The sequence below is a fragment of the Flavobacterium sp. AG291 genome, from assembly GCF_003350375.1.
In the GTDB taxonomy this organism is placed as follows: Bacteria; Bacteroidota; Bacteroidia; order Flavobacteriales; family Flavobacteriaceae; genus Flavobacterium; species Flavobacterium suzhouense.
In genome coordinates this window covers 1-11,584 of sequence record NZ_QQAR01000001.1, presented here as the reverse complement: position 1 = coordinate 11,584, position 11,584 = coordinate 1, and the positions used below count along the sequence as shown (strand labels likewise).

General features: G+C 41.2%; 12 protein-coding genes. 8 read left to right on the top strand and 4 right to left on the bottom strand.

Annotated features, from left to right (window positions below; all coding sequences use genetic code 11):
• Positions 1 to 53: 53 nt before the first annotated feature.
• Together DEU42_RS00060 and DEU42_RS00055 are read left to right on the top strand one after the other, a co-directional pair.
• Positions 54 to 539 carry an Lrp/AsnC family transcriptional regulator gene (locus DEU42_RS00060; RefSeq protein WP_114756239.1) on the top strand — a complete coding sequence of 162 codons (486 nt, stop codon included), beginning with the start codon at positions 54 to 56 and terminating at the stop codon, positions 537 to 539.
• Between the two features lie 50 nt (positions 540 to 589).
• Positions 590 to 1,456 (top strand): family 16 glycosylhydrolase, encoded by an 867-nt coding sequence (locus DEU42_RS00055; protein ID WP_114756238.1) that lies wholly within the window; start codon positions 590 to 592, stop codon positions 1,454 to 1,456.
• Positions 1,457 to 1,558: 102 nt separating this feature from the next.
• On the opposite strand, the gene DEU42_RS00050 is transcribed toward DEU42_RS00055, so the two are convergent.
• The 4 genes from DEU42_RS00050 to DEU42_RS00035 form a co-directional block, all read right to left on the bottom strand.
• Positions 1,559 to 2,260 (bottom strand): zinc metallopeptidase, encoded by a 702-nt coding sequence (locus tag DEU42_RS00050; RefSeq protein ID WP_114756237.1) that lies wholly within the window; start codon positions 2,258 to 2,260, stop codon positions 1,559 to 1,561.
• A gap of 115 nt (positions 2,261 to 2,375) precedes the next feature.
• Positions 2,376 to 3,071 carry a hypothetical protein gene (locus tag DEU42_RS00045; RefSeq protein WP_114756236.1) on the bottom strand — a complete coding sequence of 232 codons (696 nt, stop codon included), beginning with the start codon at positions 3,069 to 3,071 and terminating at the stop codon, positions 2,376 to 2,378.
• A gap of 99 nt (positions 3,072 to 3,170) precedes the next feature.
• Positions 3,171 to 3,893, bottom strand: coding sequence for a hypothetical protein (locus DEU42_RS00040; RefSeq protein WP_147278026.1), 723 nt, complete (start codon positions 3,891 to 3,893; stop codon positions 3,171 to 3,173).
• Between the two features lie 362 nt (positions 3,894 to 4,255).
• Entirely contained in the window at positions 4,256 to 7,279 is a 3,024-nt protein-coding gene (locus DEU42_RS00035) for a leucine--tRNA ligase (RefSeq protein WP_114756234.1), read from the bottom strand.
• Between the two features lie 257 nt (positions 7,280 to 7,536).
• On the opposite strand from DEU42_RS00035, the gene DEU42_RS00030 reads away from it, so the two are divergent.
• From DEU42_RS00030 to DEU42_RS00005, 6 genes are all read left to right on the top strand, one after another.
• On the top strand, positions 7,537 to 8,409 hold the full coding sequence (locus DEU42_RS00030) for a cell division protein FtsX (RefSeq protein ID WP_114756233.1): 873 nt from the start codon (positions 7,537 to 7,539) through the stop codon (positions 8,407 to 8,409).
• 110 nt (positions 8,410 to 8,519) lie between these two features.
• Positions 8,520 to 8,825: a DUF3098 domain-containing protein gene (locus tag DEU42_RS00025; protein WP_114756232.1), complete on the top strand. Its 306-nt coding sequence runs from the start codon at positions 8,520 to 8,522 to the stop codon at positions 8,823 to 8,825.
• Positions 8,826 to 8,837: 12 nt separating this feature from the next.
• Positions 8,838 to 9,647: an undecaprenyl-diphosphate phosphatase gene (locus DEU42_RS00020; protein ID WP_114756231.1), complete on the top strand. Its 810-nt coding sequence runs from the start codon at positions 8,838 to 8,840 to the stop codon at positions 9,645 to 9,647.
• Positions 9,648 to 9,654: 7 nt separating this feature from the next.
• Entirely contained in the window at positions 9,655 to 10,347 is a 693-nt protein-coding gene (gene truB, locus DEU42_RS00015; protein WP_114756230.1) for a tRNA pseudouridine(55) synthase TruB, read from the top strand.
• Between the two features lie 15 nt (positions 10,348 to 10,362).
• Complete coding sequence (locus tag DEU42_RS00010; RefSeq protein WP_114756229.1) at positions 10,363 to 10,986, top strand: YiiX/YebB-like N1pC/P60 family cysteine hydrolase; 624 nt, start codon at positions 10,363 to 10,365, stop codon at positions 10,984 to 10,986.
• A gap of 67 nt (positions 10,987 to 11,053) precedes the next feature.
• The gene (locus tag DEU42_RS00005; protein WP_147278025.1) at positions 11,054 to 11,461 is read left to right on the top strand and encodes a hypothetical protein; all 408 of its coding nucleotides are present in this window, start codon (positions 11,054 to 11,056) and stop codon (positions 11,459 to 11,461) included.
• Positions 11,462 to 11,584 lie beyond the last annotated feature (123 nt).

Genomic DNA, 11,584 nt, shown 5'->3' with positions numbered 1-11,584 from the left:
AGTTTTGACTTTAAAACAAAACAAAAACCTATCAAAACAATCATTACAACCTAATGAAAGAAAATTATTCTGCCGAAGGGATTGACACCATCGATTTACAACTACTGAATATACTGCACGAAAACTCAAATCACACCACAAAAGAGCTTGCCAAAATGGTGAACCTCTCGCCATCGCCTGTATTTGAAAGGGTAAAAAGACTTGAGAAAAATGGCTACATAAAAAAATATATAGCCATACTGGATGCCGAAAAGCTTAATCAGGGCTTTACCGTATTTTGCAACATAAGGCTCAAACAGCACGACCGCAACATAGGCAACGAATTTGTAAAAGACATACTGGCGATAGACGAGATTATTGAGTGCTATAACATCTCGGGCGATTATGATTTCCTGCTTAAGGTAACCGTAAGAGACATGAAGCATTATCAGGATTTTGTTTTCAACAAGCTTGGGTCGGTTACAAGCATAGGCAGTACCCACAGTATGTTTGTAATGGCCGAAATGAAAAATACCTATGGTGCCGCTATCCGTATGTAAAACATTAATGCTTACATTTGGATAAAGCACGATACCTATAAATTTCCTTCATGAAAAATGTCCTGAAAATAGCTGTATTACTTCTGGCCTTAACGGGTTGCAGCAGCAGTGAAGATGCGGTAAAAAACAATACGCAAAATGATTTTGACCTTGACGAAGCCGCTCTGGAAGCTGATGGTTATTCAAAAATCTATGAAGACAATTTCGATTCGGGATTAAACGGATGGAACGTTTGGGAGGGTGGCGCCTATAACGAAGAGCTTCAGCTATACAAGTCACAAAACCTTATACTCGCCAACGGAATACTCGAAATCCGCTCGAAAAAAGAAGATGTAACAGGTCCTGCAACGCCGGGAGATAGCGAGTTGTCTGACTTTGACTATACATCAGGAAGAATTGAGTCGATTTATGAGGTTGCCCATACCTCTACATCACAAAAAATACGTATTAGTGCGCGCATAAAGCTACCCGCCTCTTACGGAATGTGGCCCGCCTTTTGGAGTTATGGCAACCCATGGCCTACCCATGGCGAAATTGACATACTTGAAGCCACGGGTGACAAGCATGGTTACACTACTAACTATTACTACGGTAGCCAGCCCGATACTCCACAAACCAATGACGACCTTACCTCTGAAGAAATAACAACCCCTAAAGACCTGAGCAGCGGTTTTCATGTTTATGAGGTGATCTGGGCAAAGAACAGCCTTACCTTCCTGCTTGATGGCGAGGTGGTAGAAACCCGTAATACATCCGAAACCGGGCAGCAGTACATTCCTGATTTCTTTGGCAAAAGCCAAAATATTATACTTAACCTTGCCGTGGGCGGCACTATGTTCGGTGACGATTTCGACGAATCTGAAATCAAGACCTCATCAATGTATGTAGACTGGGTAAAGGTGTTTAGCAGCCAGTAAGCAGTGTTACGTCCGTAGTTAGTTGAATCAGACAAATAAAAAAAAATCCGCCCGGCATTGCCGAAGCGGATTTTTCGCTCTATATATAGAAAGGGCAACGCTTTAACGCTCCCTTGATCCGCCGAATACCTGCAGGGCAAAATACAATAGCGTAGCAATTGCTCCTATAGCGGCTACAAGATAAGTTCTTGCTGCCCATTTCAGTGAATCTTCCGCACCTTCATATTCGTTCGGAGCCAGCATATTCTTGTTCTTAAGCCATGCAAGGGCACGGTTACTCGCGTCATACTCCACCGGAAGCGTAACAAGCGTAAACAGTGTTGTTACAGCCATTAATATAAGTCCGGCAACAGCCACATAATACCCTATACCTATGTGTGCAGCGGCTCCCATGCCAAGCCCTATTATAATAATCCATGGCGCCATTCCTGACGAAAAACTCACTACCGGAACCAACTGAGAACGCAACTTAAGCATTTGGTAAGCTGTAGCGTGCTGTACCGCATGGCCTACCTCGTGGGCAGCAACGGCAGCCGCAGCAGCATTACGCTGATTGTATACCGCTTCGCTAAGGTTCACGGTCTTATCGGCAGGATTATAGTGGTCGGTTAGCCTACCCGGAGTAGAGATAACCCTTACATCATAAATTCCGTTGTCGCTAAGCATCTTTTCGGCAATCTCTGCCCCGCTCATGCCATTGCGTAAATTTACTTTAGAATAATGCTCAAACTTGCTCTTGAGCCTTGCACTAACGGCAAAGCTTACAATAGCAATCAATCCTATTACTATATAATATCCAATCATTATGTTTTAATTTTGGTTTCTAACTATACATCAAAAAGAAAGCCAATCTTTACAGGATTGGCTTAACTCTGAAATTTTGGCAGTACTCACATAAAGAGTCTCCTTTTTTTTGCAACTACAATTCTACGTAGTTATAGTCTATAGTGCGGGTTGCACCACCCTCGGTCATTAATACCATTTTAATAACATAGCCTTCTTCGTCATACGTATTAGTTACGGCATATTCCGTTCCGTTTAAGGTTATCTTTTTTACGGCCTGTGCAGAAATATAACCGTAAAGCTCCGTAAACAATGGTAACAAATAAACATTATTTGTAGGCACATTATATAAACAGCCTAGCTTTTCTTCGTCATATTCCATCGTTGCCAAAACTACATCATCGGCATCGTTTACAGATGCGATATCCCTGCTTTTAAGCAATACTTCAATACCCGACCCCTCAAAAGTGTACTTTTTGGTCGTTGAGTTATAGGTAATAAACCACGATTTCCCATCGCTGTCTATATAATCCGTTGGCTGATTGTTTTGGTTAAGTATATTATACAGCTGCTTAGTATCAGGATTATCCAGCGCACCATCATAAATAATAATCATGTTCCCTTTATTATAAGCAAATGAATATTCAGTCATGCCATCTTTAGTAATTCCCGTTATATTACGGTTAGCGTCGTAAGCAAATTCGGTAGTTGATATACTGCCGCTTTCGGTTATGGTAAACGACGATAACAGCTTTTTAGTCACAACGTTATTATCATCGGCGGAACACGACGCAAGCAATACAACTGTAACAAGCAAAAAGATCTTCTTCATTTTTTCAGATACTTATTATTCGCCATAAAGATAAAACTTCCCTTAGATATTGAACAATAAAAAAACCGGCATTAACCGGTTTCTTATAGTATGAGCTAATTAATCGAGCATTAGCGTAAGCTTAGCATAAAAATGCCCCTGCCCGTTTTCTCTAAAAGTATTTTCTACATTACCATACTGCGATCTCCATTTACCTGTAAGAACCGCCCAGTTGTAACCTACATTCAGCCTCATTTTGTAATCAGTGTTCTGTAAAAAACCAAACGCTGCCGATGGACCCAGTATAAACTGGTCGTTGTAAAGGTTTACGTGCCCCGGATTGTTGGCAGGGTTCAGGTCGTTAAGGTCGATAACCCTGTCGCGTGTATTGATATTAAAATTATTGAAGGAATAACCAAGATCGGCACCACCTGTAACAAAGAATTTATCACTGGTAAGGATATTATAGTGCCCGCGGAAGTTAACTCCTGTATTAAAGTTACGCACCCTGTTTACAGCATCCTTTTTATCAGAATAGCTACCCACGAATTCAAAATCGAAAGACAGTTTTTTAAACATCAGATAAAAACCTACAGTCGACTCAAAGGCTGTCGAGTTAAGCTCCGGCAATCCCTGAGCTTTTAGCCTATAATTCATTTTAAAACCATCGTTTCCTGCAACACCAAAAGAAACATAGATTCCTTTACCCGGATTATCGTCGTCATACCTTTGGGCATAAGGTCTTGGAGGCTCAGGTGGAGTTGGCGGAGTTGGTGTGTCTTGTGCGCTTACCGATAGTTGCATGCCCAAAAGAGCAATAGCAGCAAATACTAATTTTTTCATTATGATTGATTTTAATTGATTTGTTTTCGAAAAACCAAAGAGTATGCCAAAATTTTGCATAATCACCTGTAAATATAGGGGTTTTGGCTCTTGCGGAACTATTTTATTCCGCAAATTTAGCAGGAAAAAATTCACCTTAATTGTAAAATTGGGACAAGGAATAACAATAAATTATGAATTATGATAAACCTTAACCATACCTCACCTCTAGCCACTCTCCTTTGCTTCCCCTGTTCGCTACGCTCGTGTGGAGAGGGGCCAGGGGTGAGGACAAAAAAACCGCAGCCTAAACTGCGGTTCTATATCCATATAAGCAACTCGACTTTGCGACTTTGTTACTCTGTCGCTTTGCCACTTTAAATCTACATCACAATATTAATGATCCTGCCCGGTACTACGATTACCTTTTTAGGAGCACCGCCGTTTAGCTGCTGTGCTGTACGCTCATCGGCAAGGATAGCTTTTTCAATATCTGCAGCACTCATATCCATAGGCAGCTCGATCATAAAGCGGGTCTTACCATTAAAAGATACCGGATATTCTTTACTGCTTTCTATCAGGTATTCAGGATTGAATTTAGGGAATGGTACATGGGCAATACTACCCTGATGTCCTAACCTGTTCCAAAGTTCCTCGGCAATATGCGGCGCATATGGCGATATAAGGATGGCAAGCGGCTCAAGAATCGTACGCTCGTGGCAGTTCATGGCCGTAAGCTCATTAACCGCAATCATAAATGAACTTACCGAAGTATTAAATGAGAAGTTCTCGATATCTTCCTGTACTTTCTTAATGGTCTTATGAAGCGTTTTGTATGCCTCTTTGCTACCCGGGTTAGTGTTAACTATAAGTCCGTTATCGTCAAAATACAATTTCCATAGTTTTTTCAGGAAACCTGATACTCCCGTAATACCGGCAGTATTCCAAGGTTTAGCCTGCTCTAATGGCCCAAGGAACATTTCGTATAAACGAAGTGTATCGGCACCATACTGGTCGCAGATATCATCCGGTGTAACTACATTGTATTTAGATTTCGACATTTTCTCTACTTCACGGCTTACAGTATATTTACCATTTTCCTCGGTTAAGAAGATAGCATTATTATACTCAGGCCTCCAGTTTTTAAATGCCTCAATATCCATCTCGTCTGATGCATTAACAAACGACACGTCTACGTGAACATTGGTAAATATCTTTTTCGCAGCCTTAAGTTCTTCGTCATTGGTATATTTAGAGATTATCTCATCTACCTGACCACGGTAAGCGGCGTGTGCTTCTTCCCTTTCAGCATAGTATCTTTTTGAAGAAATGAATATCGGCGGAACGATCTTGTTCAATTCACCCTCAAAGTTGATACGGATAGCAAACGCACTCATACCAAGAATCATCCCCTGGTTGATCAATTTTTTGAATGGCTCTTCCTGATTAATATACCCCCTGTCTTTAAGGAATTTATTCCAGAAACGACTATATAACAAGTGGCCTGTAGCGTGCTCGCTACCACCAATATATAAATCTACATTCTGCCAGTAGGCCTCTGCTTTAGGATCAATGAATGCCGCATCGTTATGCGGATCCATATAACGCAACCAATACCATGAGCTACCTGCCCAACCCGGCATGGTGTTAAGTTCAAGTGGGAACACGGTTACATTATCAATTAGGTCGGTAGCCACTACTTTGTTAGCAGCTGTATCCCATCCCCATTCTTTAGCATTACCTAATGGTGGCTGCCCGTCTTCAGTAGGAAGGTATTTCTCTACATCAGGAAGGCGCACCGGCAAATGCTCGGTACCGATCATTTGCGGCATACCATTTAAATAATACACCGGGAATGGCTCACCCCAATAACGCTGACGGCTGAAAACCGCATCGCGAAGGCGGTAGTTGGTCTTGCCACGTCCCTGCCCTAAATCCTCAAGCGACTCAATAACTTTCTTCGTCGCTTTTTTATAATCGAAACCATTCAGGAAATCTGAATTCTTAAGCTTTACGTTGTCTTTAGATCCGTAAGCCTCTTCAGAAATATCAGCTCCGTCAAAAATATCTTTTATCTCAATATCGAAATGTTTTGCAAAATCATAATCACGCTGATCGCCCGCAGGTACCGCCATAACGGCTCCTGTACCATAACCGGCAAGCACATAGTCACCTATCCATACCGGAATTGGCTCTTTAGTAAACGGATGTTCTGCATAAGCTCCTGTAAATACTCCCGAAATGGTTTTTACATCAGCCATACGCTCACGCTCGCTACGTTTAGCAGTAGCTTCAACATAGGCATCAACAGCTGCTTTTTGCTCAGGAGTTGTAATTTTAGCTACCAGCTCATGTTCAGGAGCAAGCGTCATAAATGTAACTCCGAAAATAGTATCAGGACGTGTAGTAAATACCTCGATAGTGTGGCGATTATCATCGTCGCCAACTTCACTAAGCATATCCTCAATAAACTTTCTTACACCAAGTCCTTTAGTTGCTTTATGAGCATCTTCAGCCTCACCCGGCGTAAGCACTTTAAACGTCACCGATGCACCTACCGATTTCCCTATCCAGTTACGCTGGCTCTCTTTAAGCGATTCTGTCCAGTCGATACCTTCAAGACCCTGAAGCAGCCTTTCTGCATATGCAGAAATACGCATGCTCCACTGCGTCATTTTTTTACGGATAACCGGATGTCCTCCTCTTTCAGAAACTCCGTTTATAATCTCATCGTTAGCCAATACCGTTCCTAATGCCGGACACCAGTTTACTTCGGTCTCAGCAAGGTAGGTAAGCCTGTATTGCAACAATATCTCCGATTGTTTTTTTGCATCATAACCTTTCCACTCATCAGCACTGAAAACAGCAATATTATCGTCGCTAACCGCATGTACTTTAGCATTGCCATCAGCTTCAAAAGCAGCGATAAGCGTAGCGATATCTTCCGCCTTATCAGTATCTAAGTTGTACCATGAGTTGAACAACTGGATAAATATCCATTGTGTCCATTTATAATATTCCGGGTTAGATGTTCGCACCTCACGATCCCAGTCAAACGAAAAGCCTATCCTGTCCAGCTGTCCGCGGTAACGCGAAATGTTGGCTTCAGTAGTGATGGCAGGGTGCTGCCCGGTCTGGATAGCATACTGCTCTGCCGGAAGGCCAAAGCTATCGTATCCCTGCGGGTGCAGTACGTTAAAACCCGTGTGGCGTTTGTAGCGTGCATAAATATCAGATGCTATGTAACCCAGCGGGTGACCTACGTGAAGCCCCGCCCCAGATGGGTACGGAAACATATCCAGCACATAATATTTAGGTTTATCACTTACGTCCTCGGCACGGAATGTACCGTTCTCAGCCCAGTATTTTTGCCATCTGGCTTCAATTTCGTTCGGATTGTATCTCATTTTTCTTAAAAAGGTTCTTAGTTGCTTAGGGCCTTAGTAACTTAGGCTTATGTCTGTTTTAAAAACTTTGCATCTCTGCCACTTTGTAACTTTGCCACTCAGAAGAGCACAAATTTACGCTTATTGTACGAAAGTCAAAACTTTGCCCGTTATAAACTAAGAAGTTGTGCTTACTTTTATGTATAAATGAAAAAGTCATCATAAGTTCTGTCTATAAACAAAATAGTTTCTTTATTTTTACGGCTAAAATCTAACCTATGTCCACATCTTTTGAAAAGTTCCAGAAAAGACGCCTAATCTCTTCTTATTTTTCTGTTGTACTGTGTATTTTCATTGTGCTTACGCTACTGGGAACCCTTGGGTTGTTTGTAATAAACACAGAAAAGATCTCTTCGCACGTGAAGGAAAACATACCTATGACGATTTATTTTAAGAGAGAAGCTACCGACAGCATTAAAGAAGCTTTTGGAGTACAGCTAACGAATTCAAAATACATAAAAGACAGCAAATATGTATCCAAAGAAGATGCAGCAAAAAACAATCCCGACATTGTAGGCGATTATGAAACGCTGCTGGACAGCAATCCGTTACTGGATTCATACGATGTGCACCTTAAAGGCGAATATGTACAGCCTAAAAAAATAAAAGCCGTTGAAGTAGAACTGCGCTCTAACCCTTATGTAGGCGATGTAAGCTATGACAACACCCTTGTAGACATGGCCAACGAAAACATCAAGAACATAAGCTTTTGGATACTGGTTATCAGCGGAATTCTTGCAGTGGTTGCCATGCTGCTTATTAACAGCGCGCTAAGGCTGTCTATTTACAACCACCGTTTTACCATTAAAACCATGCAGATGGTAGGTGCTACCAAATCGTTCATCCGCAAGCCATTTATATGGAGAGGTATAAAACTTGGAATTATCGGCGCATTATTCAGCATCGCCGTACTATTGTATCTTGTACACTGGTTTGACGAACTTTTCCCTGTGCTTAACATTTGGGAAGACTGGATCCCTACAGCCATTGTGCTTTCAGGAGTACTGGGCTTCGGTATCATTATCAGTATGATAAGCACGTTCTTTGCTACCCAGCGATTCCTGAACCTTAGAACGGATGATCTTTATTAGTAGTGAGATGCTAGTATTGAGAGAATAGATATTAGATAACAGACGAAAGACAACGTATTATAAGGCTATGAGTGAGCAACTTTAAACCTTAAACCTTAAACAAAAAAATGATGAAATCGAACAACGAAATAAAATCAGAATTCCTTTTTGAAAAGGTAAACTACAAAATACTACTTATAGGCATTGCTGTTATTGCCATAGGCTTTATACTTATGAGTGGTGGCGGAAGCAACGACCCTAAAGTATTCAGCGAGGATATCTTTAACTTCAGAAGGATCAGGCTTGCACCAACAGTGGTACTTATCGGCTTTGGTATTACTATCTATGCCATCCTTAAAAATCCTGCGAAGGCAGAAAAAACCACTACAGGAGAAACTTTTCCTGAAGACGCATCAATCAAGAATTTTAAACAATAGAACTAATACAGAATGGATTTTATCCAGAGCATCATCCTTGCCATTATTGAAGGCTTAACCGAATATTTACCTATATCGTCTACCGCCCACATGATTTTTGCCAGCTCTTATTATGGCATTCAGGAAGACGACTTTGTAAAACTGTTTCAGGTATCCATACAGTTTGGCGCCATACTGGCCGTAGTGGCATTATACTGGAAAAAATTCTTCGACTTTAGCCGCCTTGGTTTTTATGTAAAGCTGGCCTGTGCCGTAGTACCTGCACTGGCACTGGGCTATATTTTTGACGATATGATAGACGCCGCATTAGGCGATCCAATTCCTATTGCTATTGTGCTTATCCTGGGCGGAATTGTACTATTGTTTATTGATAACTTCTTCAAAAATCCTGAAATAGTAAAAGAAGAAGACATCACAATAAAAAAAGCGGTTACCATAGGTTTTTGGCAATGCCTTGCCATGATGCCGGGTACCAGCCGTGCAGCAGCCTCTATCATTGGCGGTATGCAGCAAAAACTTACCCGCGAAACCGCTGCCGAATTCTCGTTTTTCCTTGCTGTGCCTACCATGGCTGCAGTAACGGTATATTCGGTATTCGTTAAAACCTATCACCAGACAGGACTTAAAGGTTATGAGCTGCTTACACAAAACAGCGAGAATCTTAAAATGTTCCTTGTAGGCAATATAATTGCCTTTATTGTTGCCATAATTGCCATTAAAGGTTTTATAGGCATCATCAAAAAATACGGATTCCAGCCTTGGGGTTGGTACAGGATAATTGCCGGAGCTGCGCTACTGGCATATTTTACAATCTATAAATAATACTGTTGTGGCTACACCCGAAGATTTCCTGGAAGGAAAAGTTGTGCTGATTGACAAGCCATTGACCTGGAGTTCATTTCAGGCTGTAAATAAAGTAAAATGGGCACTAAAGAAACACTTAGGCCTGAAGAAATTAAAAGTAGGCCATGCCGGAACACTAGATCCGCTTGCCACAGGACTCCTTATAATATGTACGGGTAAGTTTACCAAGCGTATTATGGAACTGCAGGGTATGCCTAAAGAATATACCGGCACTATTATGCTGGGCAGCACGACCCCTTCGTTCGACCTTGAGACTGAAGTAAACGCTACTTTCCCTACCGAACATATTACCGAAGAACTGATACACGAAACTGTAAAACAGTTCCTTGGTGAAATTGACCAGCAGCCACCAGTATTCTCAGCCATTAAAAAAGACGGAAAACGCCTTTATGAACACGCCCGTGCCGGCGAAGAAGTAGAAATCGCTTTCCGCAAGACTACCATATACGAATTTGAGATTACCCGAATTGCCCTGCCCGAAGTAGATTTCAGGGTGGTATGCAGCAAGGGAACTTACATACGTTCACTGGCAAATGATTTTGGTAAAGCACTGAATTCGGGTGCACACCTTACCATATTACGACGTACCAAAATTGGTGAATTTGACGTTGCCAATGCCATATCTCCCCAGGATTTTGAAGACGGAGTTTCTGCATAAATAACTTTCGCCAATATGAGACAGTTTACCCTTCTTTTTCTTTTAAGCTTTACATCGCTTTTTGCACAGCAAAAAACCACGCTTAAAGATGGTGACCTGCTCTTTCAGGATATGGACTGCGGTCCGTTATGTGACGCTATCGAAGCAGTAACCGAAGGCTACAAAGGCAAAGACTTTAGCCATATAGGAATGGTATACCACCGCAATGATACCATTTATATTATAGAAGCTGCCGGCAATGCCGTGCGCCTTTCTACCCTTGAGAAATTCTCTAAAAATACTAAAAAGCCAATGCTCATTGGCCGAATGAAAAAACAGTATACAAAACTCATCCCACAGGCAATTGACTTTTCCCTTAAACAGCTTGGCGTGCCTTATGACGATGAGTATGTTTACGATAACGGAAGCTATTATTGCTCAGAACTGATATACGACGCTTTTATGTTTGCAAATGGCGGAAAACCGTTCTTTCAGCTTTTTCCTATGACCTACAAACAACCCGGCACTAATGAGTTTTTCCCAGCATGGATGGACTACTATAAAGCCATCGGCAAAGAAATCCCTGAAGGTAAACCGGGATGTAATCCGGGAGGGATGTCGACATCAGATAAGATTGAGGTTTTGGGATGGCTGGAGTAAGTCGGATGCCCGAGGTCGGATGCTACAGTCATTGCTAGGAAGGAAGCAATCTAAAAAATTAAAAACAATGAAAAGAATATCTGGTAAATTCGGGCCTGTATATCGTAAACTATATACCGCTTTTTGTGTAGCAATCGTATTTGTGATGATTTATTTATCATTTACAAAAAACTTCCCTCCTTTTATATTTATTATACCGCTCATTTTTGCATGCATAGCTTATTTCACAAAACGCGAGGTAGTTTATATCGATAAAAACGATTTGGTCGTAAAAGGAAAAAAGATATTGATTACTGATGTAATCTCTATTGAGAAAGAATTCATTTTACATATCTACAAGGTTAGGTATTATGATGGAGATAAAATTAAAAGCTTTAAGTTTGAAATTGATCGATTTCTACCTATTAAACCTGACTTTATAAAAAAGCTACAAGTTTTAGTTGTAAAAAACAACCATAATACCAGTCTTCTGTAAAATATTTCTCCACTTCGCTACGCTACGGTCCTTTAGATTTGTTTTTAGATAAATCTTAAATTTATGAATGAGAAGGAAGCAAAAGTAAACTATGCTGCGGTCTGGGTTTTTATGCCCATATTT